The organism is Winogradskyella jejuensis, from assembly GCF_900129745.1.
Taxonomy (GTDB): Bacteria; Bacteroidota; Bacteroidia; order Flavobacteriales; family Flavobacteriaceae; genus Winogradskyella; species Winogradskyella jejuensis.
Genome location: NZ_FQWS01000002.1, coordinates 947,069 through 966,190 on the forward strand (window position 1 = coordinate 947,069; position 19,122 = coordinate 966,190).

The window sequence follows — 19,122 nt, forward strand, 5'->3', positions numbered from 1 at the left end:
TCACACTGCAAATTATACCCACTATGAGATATATTTTACTTCTATGCACGACCCTATTATTTATTTCTTGTAAAACAGATAAATCTCAGCAATCCGATGCCGAAAGATGGCAAAGTATTGCAGAGAATATCACTATAATAAGAGACAATTTTGGAGTACCACACATTTATGGGAAATCTGATGCAGATGCCGTATTTGGTCTATTGTATGCACAATGTGAAGATGATTTTAATCGTGTAGAACAAAATTATATTTGGGCGACAGGACGATTGGCAGAAGTTGAAGGCGAATCTGCAATTTATAGTGATTTACGTGCAAAACTATTTATGACAGAAGATGAAGCCAAAGAAAACTATAATAAAAGTCCAGATTGGTTAAAAGAACTTTGTAATGCTTTTGCGGATGGTATTAACTACTACTTATATACGCATCCCGAAGTAAAACCAAGATTACTTACCGAATTTGAACCTTGGATGCCTATGTATTTTAGCGAAGGTTCTATTGGTGGTGATATAGAGCGTGTCTCTACACGAAAAATAAAAGCGTTTTATGAAGGAAAAGATTCAAAATTATTTGAAGAACAAGCGCCCAAAAAAGAGCAGTTAGAGACTGAACCATCAGGCTCCAATGGTATTGCCATATCAGGAAAGTTAACCAAATCTGGAAACCCTATTCTACTCATTAATCCTCATACCTCATTCTTTTTTCGTGGAGAAGTACATGTTGTTAGCCAAGAAGGACTTAATGCATATGGTGCCGTAACATGGGGACAGTTTTTTGTTTATCAAGGATTTAATGAAAAGACAGGCTGGATGCACACCTCAACTTATACAGATGTTATAGATGAATTTGAAGAAGACTTAGTGAAAATAGACGATAAATTAATGTACCGTTATGGTGAGGAATTAAGAGAAGTCCAAACGTTTGAAACAACACTTAAATATAAAGATGGAGATACACAGAAGTCTAAAACCTTTCCGTTTTACAGAACGCATCACGGACCAATTACGCAGAGTAAAGATGGTAAATGGATAGCTACGGCTATGATGTGGGAACCAGTAAAAGCATTGGAACAATCCTACATTCGCACAAAGCAAAATGGTTACAAAGGTTTTAGAGATATGATGGATATCAAAACTAATTCGTCTAACAATACGGTTTATGCAGATGCTGAAGGCAATATTGCCTATTTCCACGGCAATTTTATTCCAAAACGAAATACTAATTTTAATTACAGACAACCTGTAGATGGTAGTAACCCAGAAACAGATTGGCAAGGTTTACATGAGGTGGATGAGCACATTACTTTATTAAATCCAGAAAATGGCTGGCTACAAAACTGTAATTCTACACCATTTACAGCTGCTGCCGAATACAGCCCAAAAGTGGAAGACTACCCAAGCTACATGTCCCTAAATCGTGAAAACTTTAGAGGTGTTCACGCCATTGATTTGTTGTCAAAAAACAAGGATTACACACTAGATTCTGTTATAGAACTAGCACACGACCCTTATTTACCAGCATTTGAAGCTTTAATTCCTGGGCTAATTGAAGCATATAAAACAGTTGATTACAAACACCCTTTTATGCAAAAAGCCATAGAAATATTAGATAAATGGGATTACAGAACATCAAAAGAATCGGTTGCTATGACTTTAGCGCATTATTACGGTATAAATATTTTGAGAAACGGAGAGCGTCCAAAACCTATGTCTTCTATGGAATTCATTATTTACTTCGGCGAGAATTCACCAGAAGGTGAAAGATTAAAACTTTTTGAACAAACAGTAGATTATTTAACTGATACTTTTGGCACATGGAATTTACCTTGGGGAGAAGTCAATCGTTATCAAAGGCTCAACAGTGATATCAAACAAAAATTTGATGACAATAAACCAAGTATTCCTATTGGTTTCGCCTCTGGTCGTTGGGGCGCATTAGCTGCTTATGGTGTTAGCTATACCAATCCAGAAGCCAAAAAAATATATGGTACACGTGGTAATAGTTTTGTAGCTGTAGTAGAATTTGGGGATAAGGTAAAAGCAAAAAGCATGTTAGCAGGTGGACAAAGTAGTGATGTTAATTCGCCTCATTTTGATGACCAAGCACAACGGTATGCAGACATGAAGTTTAAAGATGTACCCTATTACAAGGAAGATGTACTTAAAGTTGCTAAAGAAACTTACAAGCCTGGACAGAGAAACTAATTGCTATCTTCCTCCTCTAGTTCAGTAATTGTGCCATCATAGGATATAATCTGGCGATTTGTACTAGTAACTGTAACTGTGGTGTAACCACTCGCATTTATTCTAAAGTTAAACTGCAAAAAGTCATCTTCGGTTTTAGCCTCAAATTTTAATACAAAAGTCTTTTTCTTTTCATTGACTTTAAGACTATAATTTTTTATTTCGCCTTTGTATCTAATTCCACTCTCATTACCAACGCGCTTAGGAAAAAATACTCGCCCAAAATAAGGTAAAAATAAATCTGCATTAATATCTGAGAGCTTTACAAAATTGGTGTTTGTAGATACATCTACTCTATTTCCCTGAAAAACACCAGCACCACCAGGTAAACTCATACCTATGGTAGCCACATCATTCCCTAAGGGATTGGCCCAACGCGCTTCAAACATTAAGTTTTTAGAATCTAATAATGCTTTTGTGTCTTTAAATTGGGACTCAAGTTTGGCTTTCTTTTCAGCTTTACGTTCTTGTCTAGATTGGGAAAATGAGTTGAACGTAAAAAATGCAAGTGTAAAAAATAACGCTAACTTTTTCATAATGATGCTTTTAGCTAAATTTACAACAAAAATCAATCCAAAACACTGTTTTGTAAGAGTTTAACAGTATGGTAGAAATTGTATCTTATTAATTTTTAGTCTTAAAATATAAACTTTCAAAAATTTTACAAGGACATTTCTTTAAACGTAATTCCTAAAGCATTCTGGATATCTATTAATTTCTGCATTTCGCCTGGAATTATAAGCGCTATGGATTGCCCGGTCTTTCCTGCGCGTGCAGTTCTCCCGCTACGATGCGTGTAATATTCTAATTGCTCTGGTAATTGATGATGAATAACAAAAGCCAGATTGTTAACATCTATACCACGTGCAGAAACATCTGTTGAAACTAAAAACTGTAAACTTTCGTTTTTAAAAGCACGCATTACTTTATCACGTTCTTTTTGCTGCATATCGCCTTCTAATGCATCTACTGAAAACCCTTCATTTTTTAACTCTTGTGCAAACTTCTTTGTTCCTGCTTTTGTACGGCAAAAAATGATACCGCGGTCATTAGGATGTTTATCTAATAGACACGAAACTATACTCAGCTTGTCTTTTATACTAGTATTTATAAAATGATGAAAGATATTGGCATTAACCAAGGAATTTTTGTCAATTTCAATACGTACAGCATCAGCAGACATATATGTTTTTACCATGTGCTGAATGTCGCTTGGCATGGTTGCAGAAAAAAGCCAAGTCTTTCGAGATTCTGTATTATACTTTAAAATTTTACTCAAATCTTCTTTAAAGCCCATGCTCAGCATCTCATCAGCCTCATCTAGAATCAGTGTTTTAACCTGACTTATATCTACAGCGCCGCGTTCTATTAAGTCCAATAATCGTCCTGGAGTAGCAACTACAATATGAGTTGTGCGAGTTAGAGCTTTAATCTGCTTGTCCATTTTTTCACCACCATAAACACCTTCAACAAATATTTTATGGTCAATATATTTTGTGAACTTAAAAAGCTGCTTCTTAATCTGTTGTACCAACTCTCGAGTTGGAGCAATAATTAAGGCTTGTACATTATCATTTTTTGGGTCAATAGCATTTAAAACTGGTAATCCAAAAGCTGCTGTTTTGCCCGTACCCGTTTGCGCCAAACCAATGAGGTCCGTTTTAGACTCTAACAAAACAGGAATAACTTCTTGCTGAATTCTCGTTGGATGCTTTATCCCTAATTCTTTTAATCCTTTTACGTATGCTTTAGATACACCGAGCTCTAAAAATGTGGCCATTATCAATAATTTTGCTGCAAAGGTAAACTTATTTAAGTCTGCTACTTCAATTATTAATGCTTCTTTGTATTTTTAATTCTGAATGAAAAACAACATCGAATTACAGTATAAAGGCTTTTTAAAAACTCATAATCTTTGGAGGAATTCAGATGTTTTTGAACTTGACCAGTTTCAGTTTGAAGCTAAGACATTTTCCATTGAAAATACTCAAAGATTTAAAGAAATAAGACTAGGAAAACGTGTTGAAGAATTCTTAAGTCATCATCTGAAAAGTACACGAAAAATAGATGTTATAGCTGAAAATATTCAGATTAAGGATAACAAAATTACTGTTGGAGAGTTAGACTTTTTACTGAGAGATAAATCCAAATGTATTCATCTCGAAGTGATTTACAAATTCTACCTCTATGACCCAGATGTCAAAGGTGATGAATTATCAAAATGGATTGGTCCAAATCGAAAAGATACTTTAGTTTATAAACTACAAAAGCTAAAGGATAGGCAGTTGCCACTGCTCTACTCTAAGCATTGCAAAAAAACGTTGGGAACATGTAATCTTCAAGCTAAAGATATTACACAACAAGTTTGTTATAAAGCACAATTATTTTTACCCTTTGAAAGCAATATTAAAGACATTTCACCTCTAAAAAATAATTGTATTTCAGGATTTTATCTCTCTTTTAATAAGATTGAAATCTTAAGAAATTTTAGTTTTTATAAACCTTCAAAACTGGATTGGCTAATTGAACCTCATGATAAAGTTGATTGGATAGACTTTACCGAGGCTAAAGAAATAATTACAGGTTATATAAATGAAGAACGCTCACCAATGGTATGGCTTAAAGACCAAAATAATAACCTGCAGAAATGCTTCATCACATTCTGGTAATGCACAAACACTATAAGATATACAAGCCTTACGGGTATTTAAGTCAGTTTGTAAATAATCAAAACAAACGTCGTAATAAAAAGTTATTATCCGATTTATTTAACTTTTCAAAAGAAACTATGGCTATTGGCCGTTTGGACGAGAAATCTGAAGGTCTACTCTTACTCACAACGGATGGTAAGTTTAGCGAATATATTAGAAGTGCAAAAGTTGAAAAAGAATACCATGTTATGGTTGATGGTATAATCACTCTAAAACATATTGAAAAACTTAAAAATGGAGTAGAAATATCATTAAACGGGAAACCGTACATTACAAAATCGTGTGAAGCAGAAATTTTAAAAGACACTTCTCATATTATTAACCGTTTTGTGCGTGATGAACGTCATGGGACAACATCATGGCTAAGTATTACTATTACTGAAGGGAAATTTAGACAGGTACGAAAAATGACCGCTAGTATTGGATTACCAACATTGCGTTTAGTTCGTATTAGGATTGGAGAATATACTTTAGACAGTTTAAAACCTGGAGACTCTGAGGAGATTAATTCCCATCATTCTTTGCCGTAGTAATCTGTGGTTTTTCGTTTATGAATGTAATGGTAGCTTTAACGCCTGTTAACAAGTTCCATTCTTTTGAAGACACCACATTACCTTTATCATCGTAGACTACGAACTCTGCAGTATTTGGCCCAGAATCACCCTGATTTAAGGCTTTAATATCAATTTTGTTAATACCTTGACTCAAATTGATTTTTAAACGTCTATACTGAGATGTGAGCAAAACATTTCGGTAAACAATATTGTCATTTACAGAAACACTTACACGGTCTCCATCTGGATACTCATGGTCTCTACATACAATATTTACAAACTCAGTATCAATATCGTATTGCCCAAGAAATTGGTCACTCATGTATCGACGAATACCGAGTGCCTGAGCTTCTTTTCGCCATCGTTCTTCAAAAATCTCACCTGGACTTCTTAGACCGTCTCCTCCCGTCATTGAAAATGGACGTTCTAATTCTTTAACTTTAGTTCTGGATATGGTAGCACTATTATTCTTAGATTTATCAGCATCGGCTTTTGGATTCTTCTTTGGAGCTACTTTAATTTTTTTAGGTGTAGAATCTTTCTCTTTTTTAGACTCAACCGCAGGTATCCTAATAGACTTTTTCTCTTTGTCTGTCACTTGCGCGTTAAGCGACATCCCAAAGGCTAAAATGCATAGTATTAAGAAGTAGCGATTATTCATACCTAAGTTTCGAAATAGATTAGTTATATGATAACAAAAACTATACCTATTTCAAATTAAACGTATAAAAAACAAAAACCTTTCAAAAAAACGTTAAAACTTTCCGTTGAAACTTAAGCGTAAACGTCTATTATACTCTTCAAAAAGCCAGTCTTTGTAGTTTTGTGTGCTGTTCATTATACAATAGCAATATTGCTTAATTCTGTATCCAATTTCGTCCTGTAACTCTTTTATGCGCTCTCTTGCCTCAAAAACGTCTTCACAGTTCTCGATACAGATTTGAGAATGTTGTTCTATAGAGCGCTCAATTACTGTAAAAGACTTCTTGCCTGAGTTTAAAACCTTCTTATATTCTGCTTTAACATCAAAATCAAGAGATTCAGACTTTTTAAACTTTTTACGAAGCGCATCAGGCATTTCATAAACAAAATCACGCTCTAGAGTATCGTCATCTACAATATTTTCTAGGTAAAAATCAGGATATTTAAAAATATGCTGCCAATCTACAGGTTGGTCCCAAGGTCCAAAACGTGCAATATTGTTTCCTAAATCTACAACTTGAAATGTGTCTCTGTTCTTGTAGATACGAGACCCACGACCAATCATTTGAAAGTATAATGTTAATGAGCGTGTGGCTCTATTTAAGATAATAGACTCAACAGAAGGTTCGTCAAACCCTGTAGTTAAGATACTAACGGAAGTTAATACAGCATCAGGTGTTTTTTTAAACCACAGAAGCGTTTCCTTACGTTCTTCTTTACTAGCTGTGTTATCTAGATGTTTTACATTATAACCAGCGCGTTTGAAGGTATAATAGACTTCCTTAGAAGTATGAATTCCATTATTAAAGATTAAAGTTTTTTTGCCCTTTGAAGTCTCCTCAAATGCGGTTAATAGCTTTGTTTGCATAAAGCTATTTGTATATAGTGCTTCAGAAGATTTTACGGTGTAATCGCCATTAATACCAACCTTAAGACTGGTTAGACCAACATCAAAGCTTACAGTTTCTGCTTTTGCCAAAAACCCATTTTTTATCAAAGTAGAAATATCATCTCCAACAATTAATTTGTCATAATTATCTTTCATTGGGAGCTTAATATTACTACTCAATGGTGTAGCTGTAACACCCAATATAAAACACTGGTCAAAGAACTTAAATAACTTCCTAAATGAGTTGTAATGTGCTTCATCAATTATAACAAGACCAACATTTTTAAGTTCAAAATCATTCTCAGATAGACGGTTATTTAGAGTTTCTACCATAGCTACAAAGCATTGGTAATCGTCTTGGTCTGGTAATTCCTTTACTTTACTGTTAATAATCTTATTCTTAACATTAAAGCCAGATAAAACACGAGAAGTCTGCTTACATAATTCTATACGATGCGTAAGGATAACTACTTTTTGGTTTTTTTCTTTGATATAGCGACGTACAATTTCAGAAAAGATAACCGTTTTACCACCTCCAGTTGGTAACTGATATAAAAGGTTGTAATCGGCTGGAGCCTCGTCCATAACATCAAAAATGCGACGCAAATCAGCAATTTGATAATCATAAAGACGCTTTTTACTCTCTTGTTCTACTTGTACTTGAGTCTCTACAGACATATAGCGGTATTGTATATTAATTGATTAATAGCTCAGGTCTACACATGGTTAATAGACCAATTTTGCAAAAATAGGGCATAATAACGGTTTTATATACGGATGTTAACAACATTTTAAAAGTGGTATCGTTTTTGTGAATTCTTTAACATTAATCCTAAAAACTTGAATAATTATGAGAAATCTTAGACGAAATGCCCCAACAGTTAATGCAGGCTCAATGGCAGATATCGCTTTTTTACTGCTTATTTTCTTTTTAGTAACGACTACCATATCAGCCGATAAAGGGATTCTGAGGAAACTTCCAAATAAATGTGTAGAACCACCATGTGACATAACAATTAATGATAGAAATATTCTAAAAGTGTTTGTTAACAAGGAGAACAAAATCATGATTGAAGACGATGCTATTATAGAGCTTTCAGAATTAAAAGATATTCTTATTAATTTTATTGATAACAATGGTGAAAAGACATGTGATTACTGTAATGGCAAACAACTCTTAACATCGTCTGATAAACCTTCGGAAGCTATTATATCCTTAAAACATGATGCACAAACCAATTACGGTATGTTTATTAGCGTACAAGACGAAGTAAGCAAAGCTTATCTAGAATTAAGAACAGCCTATGCTAAATCTGTTTTTAATAAAACACCTGAAGAACTTTCGAAAGATGAATTAGAACAGGTAAAAAAGGCCTACCCTTTTATACTTTCTGAAGTTAAAGTTGAACGTAACTAAATTGCAATTCTAGGTTAATACAAAGTTAACGTGTGTTAAATCAGCACATTACTTGTAACATGATTGTTTTTTACTCGTCTATATAGTGTAATCAATTAAAAATCGAACAATCATGAGAACACTAGACAACAATCAGTTAACGAGCCGAAATTCAGAAGCAAAAAGTTTTACTTGGAATAGTAAAAGACGCTTTAGGTAATCTTTTAAAACACAGAGTTATGAAAGCATTATCCAAAATCGTCAATACATCTAACAGTTTAGATGATGACCTAGAAAACATTAGAAGATGAGTTTTAAAAACATCCATTTAAAGTAAACCAGTATCCGTAATGATGCTGGTTTTTTGTTTTTAAAGGTTTCTAGTCTATTTTTATAAAAAATTGAAACCTAACCATGAATCTAAAATCTTTACTCCCACTTTTTGTATTTGCATTATTATTATCTAGCTGTAAATCTGAACCAAAAACCGAAGAAGAGCTTATTGCCTTCGCAAAAGACATACACGAACGTGTCATTACACTAGACACGCATTGTGATATTAATGTTGCCAATTTTACGGATTCAATTAACTATACGCAGCGCCTAAATAACCAGGTTAACTTACCAAAAATGATTGAAGGCGGATTGGATGTACCTTGGTTTATTGTATACACAGGACAAGATAGTTTGTCACGTGAAGGCTTTGAAAACGCCTACGCTAATGCCATGTCTAAGTTCAATGCCATACATCGACTAGTAAATGACTATGCACCAGACAAAATTGAATTGGCTAGAACCTCAGATGATGTTAGACGTATTGTTAAATCAGGTAAAAAAGTAGCCATGATTGGTATAGAAAATGGTTATCCTGTAGGTTTGAATATAGATAATGTTCAAAAGTTTTACGATTTAGGCGCACGCTACATGTCTTTATCTCACAACGGACACAGTCAGTTATGCGACAGTAACACTGGTGAAGCTGATGGAAAGTGGCTTCATAATGGCGTTAGTGATTTTGGAAAAGAAGTAATTAAAGAAATGAATAAAGTGGGAATGATGATAGATATCTCGCACCCTTCGAAAGAAGCGATTCGTCAGATGATTGAGTTGTCTAAAGCACCAGTAATTGCATCACATTCTTCAGCCAGAGCGCTTTGCGACCATAGTAGAAATTTAGATGACGAGCAATTACAATGGGTAAAAGATAATGGTGGCGTTGTACAAACTGTAGCGTTTAGAAGTTACGTAAGTAAAGAAAAATCTGAAGCAAGGAATGAAAAAGCTACAGCAATACGAAAGCAAATAGCGGACTCTATGGGCGTGACTTATTATGGTCGTCGAGAATTTAGAGCTTTAGAGAAAACCCTTCAAGATTCTATTAGAGAAAGCGGTTATTTATCTAAAATTAATGATTTAGCTAAGGCTAAGATTGATGCTATGACAGATTTTCCACCAGAAGTTAATGTTTCAGATTTTGTAGACCATATCGATTATTTGGTTAAAAAAATAGGATTAGACCATGTAGGTATTAGTAGCGATTTCGATGGCGGCGGCGGAGTTGAAGGTTGGAATGATGCTTCAGAAACCTTTAATGTAACTTTAGAATTGGTACGTCGTGGTTATTCTGAAAAAGAGATTGAACAACTGTGGTCGGGGAATTTGTTGAGGGTTTTAGATGAAGTACAGGCTGTTGCTGAGAGTTTGAAATAGGTTTTGGCAATTCTAATAGCATTTTCATTACTGTACCTCGGTAGAGCATATTTTTCTTGGTTTGGAGGCCAATGGCTAGTTGATAGAATTAAGGCCTATCTAAATAAAAGGAATTTAACTCGAGCAAATAAGCTGAAAAATGTATTTGTTATAGCTAAATTTATGTTTAAAAGCTATGCGATTTACAACTTGCTGTTAATAGTTTATTTATGGTTATATCAATTGTTTTAATCAGCATTTTTAATTGCATGCAGGCTGTAGCTGAGAGTTTGAATTAAATTTTTGTCATTCTCAACTGTAGCTTCCAAAGTCAAAGAAGAGTGAAGTCAAAGTTACTTCATTATCTCATAAACCTACAATAAAAAAGCCAGCGAATGCTGGCTTTTCTAATTCAAATTTGCTAATAAAATTAAGAAATCTTAATCTGTTTAATTGGCTTCTTTTTAGCTTCATCACGCTTAGGCAATAAAACTTTTAAAATACCATCTTCGTATTTGGCATTAATCTTATCTACTTCCACAGTTTCTGGTAAAGAAAATGTTCGCTTAAATAAGGAGTACCCAAATTCTCTACGTGTATAATTTTCGTTAGAATCTTCACTAGACTTATTAATTTCTGCAGAAATCGATAACATCTGGTTATCTAAATTAATATCAAAGTCTGATTTTTTTAAACCAGGCACTGCCATTTCAACGATATATTCTTCATCATTGTCCAATACGTTAACTGCTGGCAATGTGATGCCTGTATTAAAATTAGACACCAAATCATTGTTAAACGTTCTATTAAATATATCATCCATCCAAGATGATAGACTCGGTAGTGTTCTTAAACCTAAATTAGAATTTGCATCACTACCATTTTTAAATGTTGGAATTAAATTACTCATAATAAAATAGATTTATAATTAAACAATTAATTTGTCATTACTTAAGCAAAAAAAATACCATCTACTTAAATATGAAATAATTGCAGGTATTCTGACAATTTTTCAGATTATAATATTGTTCCGTGATCTGGTGAGAGTTTTAGATGAAGTGCAGGCTGTGGCTATGAGTTTGAAATAATCCTTTGTCATGCTGAACTTGTTTCAGCATCTCATAAATTACCATAGCTTAACCATTCAATAATGTATCTAAATTTGAGTAAGTCCTTGAATTAAATGCAATAAAAATAATGGCAATCACTATAATTGCTATTATACTCCATTTAAGTATCCAGAAGAAAATATCAATTAACTTTTTATTAAATGATTTCATGGTTTTGTAAATCAAATATTTAGTATGATAGCAATTGTTTCAAAGCCTCTTCAAATCTCCCTTTTGCCAAATATTGCTGTTCTAATTGGCTGTCAAAAGGGATAGGTGTTTCTAAACTCGCTACACGTTTTACAGGCGCATCGAGATATTCAAAGCATTCTTCCATCAACATTGCCGATAAATCACTAGCAATACCACCAAATAGAGAGTCTTCTTGCAAAATAATGGCTTTATTAGTTTTCTTAACGGAAGATATTATAGCATCCTTGTCTAAAGGTTGTAATGAGCGTAAATCGATTAAATCTGCTGAGATTTCAGGATTGTTTTCTAAAGTCTCTAAAGCCCAATGTACGCCTGCGCCGTAAGATATAATCGTAATGTCATTTCCTTCTTTTAAAAGCGACGCTTTACCTAATGGCAACGTGTAATAATCCGCCGGTACATCTTCACGAATACTTCTGTATAAAGCCTTGTGTTCAAAAAATAATACAGGATTTGGGTCATTGATAGCTGTAGCTAATAAGCCTTTAGCATCCGCAGGAAAAGCAGGATACACTACTTTTAGGCCTGGTGTTTTAGTAAACCAAGCTTCATTAGTTTGCGAGTGAAATGGCCCAGCAGCAACACCAGCACCACAAGGCATACGCACCACCACATCTGCTTGCTGACTCCAACGGTAATACGATTTTGCCAAATAGTTTACAATAGGATTAAATCCTGAAGTCACAAAGTCTGAGAATTGCATTTCTACCACAGCTTTCATACCAGCTATAGATAATCCCATGCCAGCTTCAACTATAGCAGATTCACAAATAGGTGTATTACGGACGCGCTCTTTTCCAAACTGCTCAACAAAGCCTTCTGTGATTTTAAAAACACCGCCGTATTCAGCGATGTCTTGTCCCATTATTACAAGGTCATCATGACGCTCCATGGACTGTTTCAAACCTTCGGAAATGGCATCGATTAATCGTAATTCTTGCGCTTCTGAATTAGGTCTAACTTCCTGATATACAAATGCTTTATAAACATCATCTAATTCAGTACTTAAATTTGGAGTTATTGCGTCTTCAGCATAAGCTTTTTCTAAAGCTTCATTGATTTCGTGAACAATTTCTTCTTTTAATTCTACCTCTTTTTCTTGGGATAATATTTGGTGTTCTATGAGATATTCTTGGTAATTCTCAATAGGGTCTTTTGCTGCCCACACATCCATTAAGTCCTGTGGTACATATTTGGTGCCACTTGCCTCTTCATGGCCTCGCATTCTGAAGGTTTTAAACTCAAGAAGCACTGGCCTTGGATTTTGGCGTATATCAGCAGCTAATTCTGAAACCTTTGTGTACACTTCCAAAATGTTATTCCCATCAATAATATGAGACTCCATTCCGTAACCTTTTCCTCTATCCGCTAAGTTTTCGCAATTATACTGCTCTTTTGTGGGTGTAGATAGACCGTAACCGTTATTCTCAATACAAAATAACACTGGTAATTGCCATACGGAAGCCACATTTAAAGCTTCATGAAAGTCTCCTTCACTTGTTCCACCTTCACCTGTAAATACAGCTGTAACTTTGTTATTCTTCTTTAGTAGATTGGCCAACGCAATACCATCTGCAACACCAAGTTGTGGACCCAAATGCGAAATCATCCCTACAATATTGTAGTCTTGCGTCCCAAAATGAAAAGAGCGGTCACGTCCTTTTGTAAAACCACTTACCTTACCTTGCCATTGACAAAATAAGCGAAACAAAGGAATCTCGCGAGTTGTAAAAACACCTAAATTACGATGCATTGGTAAGATATATTCTTCCTTATTCAATGACATGGTAACACCTACAGAAATCGCTTCTTGACCAATACCAGAAAACCATTTAGATATCTTTCCTTGACGTAATAGAATAAGCATCTTCTCCTCTATTAATCGAGGTTTTAGCATATTTTTATATAACTCTAAAAGGGTATCGTCACTTAAATTCTTTCTTTCGAAGTCCATAGACTTCAACGTTGAGTTAGGCATCTACAAGTGCTTTTGGTTTGTATTTCAAATGTAACTAAAATCAGAATAAATCATTAGCAATCGTCGAGCAATTTTATCAATAGAAATCTCCCAATTTTAAAGGCTTTTCATTAGATTTGTATTTACATCACATAAATTTTATATCATGGAGAGAATACCTAGCGTAGACCTGAAAGATTTTTTATCAGGTGACCCTAATAGAAAGCAAAAGTTTATTAATGAAATAGGAAAAGCCTATGAAGACATTGGTTTTGTGGCTCTGAAAGGACATTTTCTAGATGACGAATTGGTAGATAATCTTTATAAGGAAGTCAAAAACTTTTTTGATTTACCGGTTGAAAAAAAACGTGAATATGAGATTGAAGGCATTGGTGGACAACGTGGTTATATTTCTTTTGGTAAAGAAAGTGCTAAAGGTAAAAAAGAAGGCGATTTAAAAGAATTTTGGCACTTTGGTCAATATGTTGAAGATGATGAAGAGCGTCGCAAAGAATATCCAGAAAATGTTGAAGTAAAGGAATTACCTAAGTTCAATGAAATAGGTAAAAAAGCATACCAAAAATTAGAAGAGACTGCAAAACACGTATTACGTGCATTAGCTTTGCATGTTGGTTTGGAAGAAACTTACTTTGATAATTACATCCATAACGGAAATTCAATTTTAAGACCTATACATTATCCTCCTATTTTAGAAGAGCCTAAAAATGCGGTAAGAGCCGCTGCTCATGGCGATATTAACCTCATTACATTGTTAATGGGAGCGCAAGGACGAGGTCTACAAGTACAAAATCATAAAGGCGATTGGATAGATGCTATTGCAGAACCAGACGAATTAATGATTAATGTTGGCGATATGTTATCTAGACATACCAACAACAAGCTAAAATCTACGATTCACCGTGTTGTAAATCCACCACGTGAATTATGGGGCACTTCGCGCTACTCTATTCCTTTCTTTATGCATCCTATTAGTGAGATGAAACTAGACGTTTTAGAAAGTTGTATAGATGAAAATAATCCAAAACAGTTCGAAGACATCACTGCTGGTGAGTTCTTAAATGAGAGATTGATTGAGTTAGGTCTCAAAAAATAAAACTACAAATGGATTTACAAGACCAGCTCAAAAATCTTTTTCCTGACCATACCCCTGAAGTATCTGAAGAAAGCACTGAAGAAAACAGTGATATTTGGCTACAAGACGACCCTATTATTTGTAAATATGAAAAACGTAAAGGCAAACCGATTACAATTTTAGAAGGATATACAGGAGCTACGGAAGATTTCAAAAAATTAGCAAAAGATTTAAAACAAAAACTCAGTGTTGGCGGAAGCTTTAAAGATGATAAAATCATTATCCAAGGCGATTATAGAGATAAAATTATGACCATACTCAAATCAAAAGGTTTTAACGTAAAACGTGTTGGAGGGTAATTATGTCTAATAAAAATTTACACATTACTAATGGCGATAGCCTCACAAACTATCTAAGAGAACTCGATTTTGAAGATGACATCCTCACTTGGCGAGAAATGTTATGTGAAGGACCAACGGTGCCGCTAATAGATTCTGACGAGTTTTACAATACGCGCAAAAATTTCTTAAGTGAATTTTATGATGTTGAGATATCAAAATATAACTTAAAAGAAAGCATCAGTTTATTAGATAACATAGATGATTATGATGAAGTAAATTTATGGTTTGAATACGATTTGTTTTGCCATATCAATCTTTTAGCCGTTATAAGCCTCTTGCATCAAAAAGAGATTAATAAACCATTATATCTTATCTGCAGTGGCCGTGTTGAGGGCGAAAAAGAACTTAAAGGTTTGGCGGAATTAAGCCCTAATCAACTCAAAAATCATTATAAAAATAAAATAAAACTCACGGCTTCTGATATAGACTTGGCAGTAGCTTTATGGCGTACGTACTGCGGAAAAGACCATAATATCTTTAAACCTTACATTGTAGAAAATTCAAGTTTTAAATATTTAACCAACTGTTTAAAAGCACATCTTGAGCGCTTTCCTAATCAAAAAAATGGACTCTGTACCATTGAAGAAAACATACTTAAACTGATAAAGAATAAAGATATTAAGTCTGAACATCATTTGTTAGGTAACTGTCTAAATCATCAAGGTTTCTATGGGTTTGGTGAAATACAATACCGAAGAATGCTTGATAAACTATCTGACTTTTATGATGTTACAGATAATGGTGTTAAACTAAATAGAAAAGGACACGAAGCATTAATTGGCGAGCATAATTACGCCTCTGAAATCTATAATGAGATAGATTTTGGCGGGGTTTCTAGATTAGATTATCAGTTTAGTGTTTCAGAAAACAAACTCATTAAAACTATAACGAATGTCAATTAAAGACTCCGAACTCATATTAAACCCGGACGGAAGTGTTTACCACTTAAATCTTAAACCAGAAGATATTTCCGATACTATTATTTTTGTAGGTGATCAAGACCGCGTAGAAAAAATCACCAAGTATTTTGATAGTATAGAATTCTCAACGCAAAAAAGAGAATTCAAAACGCAAACAGGTTATTATAAAGATAGTAGAATAACAGTAATCTCTACAGGTATTGGACCAGACAATATAGATATAGTTCTTAATGAATTAGATGCTTTGGTCAACATTGATTTAAAAACAAGAAAGCCAAAAGAAGATCTTACGAGTTTAAACATTATTCGCATAGGCACTTCTGGCTCACTACAAGCTGATATTCCAGTGGATTCTTTTGTTATGAGTTCTCATGGTCTAGACATTAACGGCATGCTTCATTTTTATCAAATCGATGGAATTTCTAATCCAGATATTGAAGACGCATTTATTACACATACATCTTGGGATAAAAATAAAGCACGTCCAATTATTATTAACGGCAGCACGTATTTACAAAAGTATTTTGAAAGTGATATTATCCACAAAGGAATGACTGGTACAGCTGGTGGTTTTTATGGGCCACAAGGTCGTGTGCTTCGTTTGCCTTTACAAGACGCAAGTTTAAATTCTAAACTCGATAATTTTAATTATCGTGACTTTAGAATTACAAATTTTGAAATGGAAACCTCAGTAATATACGGACTATCAAAACTACTTGGGCACGAAGCACTTTCGCTAAATGCTATAATAGCCAATAGAGCTAATGGTACGTTTAGTACAGACCCAAAAGCTGTTGTAGATAGTTTAATCCTTTATGCCCTAGAGCGCATCATCAATATCTAAGATTATGCTGATTAAATTATTCAATGTTCTACTTGTATTTGCTGCTATTCTACTGGCTGCAACAATTATCAGAACTTTGATATATCTTATTATAGGGATGCCTATAGAACGTATTTTTAATAATAATATTTATGCTGTTTGGGGTATTTCAATTTTAATAATCGTAGTTAGATTCTTCTATTTAAAATCAAGTAAAAACTCATAGTTTGAAAAAAATTAATATCGGCGGTGTACCAGAGCACTTTAATTTAGCCTGGTATCTAACTTTAAAAAATGGTGAGTATAAAGCTGAAGGTATAAATCTCCGTTGGCACGATTATCATGGTGGTACAGGACAGATGTGTAAAGGCCTTAGAGAAGGTGATATTGATATGGCCGTCATCCTAACGGAAGGGATTGTAAAAGATATTATAGCAGGAAATCCGTCTAAAATCGTTCAAACCTATACACAATCACCTTTAATATGGGGAATCCATGTGGCGGCAGATTCAGAGTTTAAAAATATAGATGATATTAAAGGAACTAGAGCAGCCATTAGTCGTTATGGTTCTGGCTCGCATCTCATGGCGTATGTTAATGCAAAAAACAACGATTGGAATCTAGAAAAAGATTTAGAATTCTCGGTTATTAAAAATTTAGATGGCGCTATTGAAGGTCTTACCAATGGTGATGCCGATTATTTTATGTGGGAAAAATTTACTACTAAACCTTTGGTAGACGACGGAATATTTAGACGCATAGGAAATTGTCCATCGCCTTGGCCGTGCTTTGTTATCGCCGTTAGAGATGAATTTTTAAAACATAATGAAGAAGATGTTAGAACTATTCTAGAGATTATAAACAATACGACCTCAGAATTTAAAAATATACCTAGCATTGACAGAACGATTGCTAACCGTTACGAACAAGAACTCGAGGATGTGCGAGAATGGTTATCGCTTACCGAATGGTCGCAAGAATTAATTGATAAGAAAACACTTAATCACGTGCAAGATGAGTTACTTCATTTAAATATCATTCCAGAAAAATGGGATTACAAGGATTTGGTGTATAAATTATAAGTCTTACACGCAACCTTTTTAAACTTTATACATCTAGTAAAAAATTAAATGTATGAAGGCACTCTCTTTTTCTGTAATGGTTGGTATTTCACTATGTGCATCGCTTTGTTGCCCAGAAGAAGACGACTATTTAGACCAAACCCTTTTTGTCCAAAATGATACTATTATTTCTGTAGAGAATAATCAAACCACCTACGACGTCGGCGATACTATTGTTATAGAAACTGTTATTGAAAATGACCAGTTGACCATAGATAACCTTAATATTACGTTAAGCGATTTTACCTATGCCGAAATTGGAGAATCGAGAGCTTTTCATCAGTTAGCGCTGTATAAAGAAACTGCATTTGAATCTGTGGTACAAATCCCCTTAAACGAAAGCAGTATAGAAGTTAACTCTGGTGACGTTAGACTAAACAATCAATTAATAGAGGTTATAAGTTTATATGATGGTAATACATTCCGCAGTAAATTTAGTATTCGACTACTAGAATCTGGAACTTTCTATCTCGCAGGTCCACGATTGCTCTTTAATAATTCTGGCGGCGAAACGACTATAAATGTTGGTGTTTACGAAAAAGGGTTTGTAGATATTACGTCTAAAATTATTAATTCTGACGAAGACGGTAAATTTGTATTTACAGTTAATTAATTTGCCAATCTATTGGTGTCTTACCTATTGATTTTAAAATAGCATTAGTCTTACTAAAGTGTTTGTTTCCAAACCAATAACCTCGGTTAGCGCTTAGTGGCGATGGATGTCCGGAATTTAAAATATGGTGTTTTTTAGAATTAATACGTTTTGCTTTTTTCTTTGCAAAACCGCCCCATAACAAAAAAATTACGTCGTCTTTGTTATTGCTTATAGCATCTATTACGGCATCTGTAAATAGCTCCCATCCTTTATTTTGATGGCTACCAGCTTCGTGCGCTCTAACTGTTAAAGTAGCGTTTAATAATAGCACACCTTGGTCGGCCCAAGGCATTAAATCACCACTTGTTGGATAGGGCATCTCTAAATCTGTTTCTAGTTCTTTAAAGATGTTGATTAACGATGGTGGATGTGCTACACCATCGTTGACTGAAAAGCACAAACCATTCGCCTGGTTTGGCCCATGGTAAGGGTCTTGTCCGATAATCACAACCTTTAAATCTTCAAATTTACAGTGATTAAAAGCATTAAAAATATCTCTTCCTTTAGGGTAACAGGCATGATTGTTATATTCAGATTTTACAAAGTTTACAAGGTCCGAGAAATACGGTTTTTCGAACTCCAGATTAAGATAGGGTTTCCAGCTATTATCGATAGATACATTCATCCTACAAATATAAAATTA

The 19,122-nt window shown here is 34.2% G+C and carries 19 protein-coding genes; 12 read left to right on the forward strand and 7 right to left on the reverse strand.

From position 1 onward, the window contains the following. The first annotated feature begins 23 nt into the window (after window positions 1–23). A complete protein-coding gene (locus BUB95_RS12130; protein ID WP_073086829.1) occupies window positions 24–2,207 on the forward strand; it encodes an acylase in 2,184 nt (727 codons plus the stop codon). Here BUB95_RS12130 and BUB95_RS12135 read toward each other — a convergent pair. Beyond that, window positions 2,204–2,782: a DUF4251 domain-containing protein gene (locus BUB95_RS12135; RefSeq protein ID WP_143185605.1), complete on the reverse strand. Its 579-nt coding sequence runs from the start codon at window positions 2,780–2,782 to the stop codon at window positions 2,204–2,206. The two genes, BUB95_RS12130 and BUB95_RS12135, sit on opposite strands and share 4 nt — an antisense overlap. 125 nt (window positions 2,783–2,907) lie before the next feature. Then, window positions 2,908–4,026 (reverse strand): DEAD/DEAH box helicase, encoded by a 1,119-nt coding sequence (locus tag BUB95_RS12140; protein WP_073086833.1) that lies wholly within the window; start codon window positions 4,024–4,026, stop codon window positions 2,908–2,910. Window positions 4,027–4,108: 82 nt separating this feature from the next. Between BUB95_RS12140 and BUB95_RS12145 the strand changes: the two genes are divergently transcribed. Beyond that, a complete protein-coding gene (locus tag BUB95_RS12145; RefSeq protein ID WP_073086835.1) occupies window positions 4,109–4,915 on the forward strand; it encodes a DUF1853 family protein in 807 nt (268 codons plus the stop codon). Continuing rightward, a complete protein-coding gene (locus BUB95_RS12150; protein WP_083573377.1) occupies window positions 4,894–5,487 on the forward strand; it encodes a pseudouridine synthase in 594 nt (197 codons plus the stop codon). The genes BUB95_RS12145 and BUB95_RS12150 overlap by 22 nt, the downstream gene beginning before the upstream one ends. Here BUB95_RS12150 and BUB95_RS12155 read toward each other — a convergent pair. Both BUB95_RS12155 and BUB95_RS12160 read right to left on the reverse strand, forming a co-directional pair. Next, the gene (locus tag BUB95_RS12155; RefSeq protein ID WP_143185606.1) at window positions 5,462–6,172 is read right to left on the reverse strand and encodes a hypothetical protein; all 711 of its coding nucleotides are present in this window, start codon (window positions 6,170–6,172) and stop codon (window positions 5,462–5,464) included. The two genes, BUB95_RS12150 and BUB95_RS12155, sit on opposite strands and share 26 nt — an antisense overlap. 93 nt (window positions 6,173–6,265) lie before the next feature. Next, window positions 6,266–7,780, reverse strand: coding sequence for a DEAD/DEAH box helicase (locus BUB95_RS12160; protein WP_073086841.1), 1,515 nt, complete (start codon window positions 7,778–7,780; stop codon window positions 6,266–6,268). A gap of 172 nt (window positions 7,781–7,952) precedes the next feature. On the opposite strand from BUB95_RS12160, the gene BUB95_RS12165 reads away from it, so the two are divergent. Together BUB95_RS12165 and BUB95_RS12170 are read left to right on the forward strand one after the other, a co-directional pair. Further along, the gene (locus BUB95_RS12165) at window positions 7,953–8,519 is read left to right on the forward strand and encodes an ExbD/TolR family protein (protein ID WP_073086843.1); all 567 of its coding nucleotides are present in this window, start codon (window positions 7,953–7,955) and stop codon (window positions 8,517–8,519) included. A gap of 393 nt (window positions 8,520–8,912) precedes the next feature. Beyond that, window positions 8,913–10,208, forward strand: coding sequence for a dipeptidase (locus BUB95_RS12170; RefSeq protein WP_073086845.1), 1,296 nt, complete (start codon window positions 8,913–8,915; stop codon window positions 10,206–10,208). A gap of 409 nt (window positions 10,209–10,617) precedes the next feature. Here BUB95_RS12170 and BUB95_RS12175 read toward each other — a convergent pair whose 3' ends face one another. Together BUB95_RS12175 and BUB95_RS12180 are read right to left on the reverse strand one after the other, a co-directional pair. Next, a complete protein-coding gene (locus tag BUB95_RS12175) occupies window positions 10,618–11,097 on the reverse strand; it encodes an Hsp20/alpha crystallin family protein (RefSeq protein ID WP_073086847.1) in 480 nt (159 codons plus the stop codon). A 389-nt stretch (window positions 11,098–11,486) separates the two neighbouring features. Beyond that, complete coding sequence (locus tag BUB95_RS12180) at window positions 11,487–13,487, reverse strand: alpha-ketoacid dehydrogenase subunit alpha/beta (RefSeq protein WP_083573378.1); 2,001 nt, start codon at window positions 13,485–13,487, stop codon at window positions 11,487–11,489. 145 nt (window positions 13,488–13,632) lie between these two features. On the opposite strand from BUB95_RS12180, the gene BUB95_RS12185 reads away from it, so the two are divergent. The 7 genes from BUB95_RS12185 to BUB95_RS12215 are packed head-to-tail and all read left to right on the forward strand — an operon-like array spanning window position 13,633 to window position 18,437. Next, window positions 13,633–14,580: an isopenicillin N synthase family dioxygenase gene (locus BUB95_RS12185; RefSeq protein WP_073086849.1), complete on the forward strand. Its 948-nt coding sequence runs from the start codon at window positions 13,633–13,635 to the stop codon at window positions 14,578–14,580. A gap of 8 nt (window positions 14,581–14,588) precedes the next feature. Further along, window positions 14,589–14,918: a translation initiation factor gene (locus BUB95_RS12190; RefSeq protein ID WP_073086851.1), complete on the forward strand. Its 330-nt coding sequence runs from the start codon at window positions 14,589–14,591 to the stop codon at window positions 14,916–14,918. Window positions 14,919–14,920: 2 nt separating this feature from the next. Continuing rightward, window positions 14,921–15,862: a DUF1835 domain-containing protein gene (locus BUB95_RS12195; RefSeq protein WP_073086853.1), complete on the forward strand. Its 942-nt coding sequence runs from the start codon at window positions 14,921–14,923 to the stop codon at window positions 15,860–15,862. Further along, a complete protein-coding gene (locus BUB95_RS12200; protein WP_073086855.1) occupies window positions 15,852–16,724 on the forward strand; it encodes a nucleoside phosphorylase in 873 nt (290 codons plus the stop codon). Before BUB95_RS12195 ends, BUB95_RS12200 begins: the two co-directional genes overlap by 11 nt. A 4-nt stretch (window positions 16,725–16,728) precedes the next feature. After that, window positions 16,729–16,929 carry a hypothetical protein gene (locus BUB95_RS12205; RefSeq protein WP_073086857.1) on the forward strand — a complete coding sequence of 67 codons (201 nt, stop codon included), beginning with the start codon at window positions 16,729–16,731 and terminating at the stop codon, window positions 16,927–16,929. A gap of 1 nt (window position 16,930) precedes the next feature. After that, window positions 16,931–17,785, forward strand: a complete 855-nt coding sequence (locus BUB95_RS12210; protein WP_073086859.1) for a substrate-binding domain-containing protein — start codon at window positions 16,931–16,933, stop codon at window positions 17,783–17,785. 52 nt (window positions 17,786–17,837) lie between these two features. Continuing rightward, window positions 17,838–18,437 carry a hypothetical protein gene (locus tag BUB95_RS12215; RefSeq protein WP_073086861.1) on the forward strand — a complete coding sequence of 200 codons (600 nt, stop codon included), beginning with the start codon at window positions 17,838–17,840 and terminating at the stop codon, window positions 18,435–18,437. Here the strand turns inward: BUB95_RS12215 and BUB95_RS12220 are convergent. Beyond that, window positions 18,430–19,104, reverse strand: coding sequence for a uracil-DNA glycosylase (locus BUB95_RS12220; protein WP_073086862.1), 675 nt, complete (start codon window positions 19,102–19,104; stop codon window positions 18,430–18,432). The two genes, BUB95_RS12215 and BUB95_RS12220, sit on opposite strands and share 8 nt — an antisense overlap. Window positions 19,105–19,122: the final 18 nt, after the last annotated feature.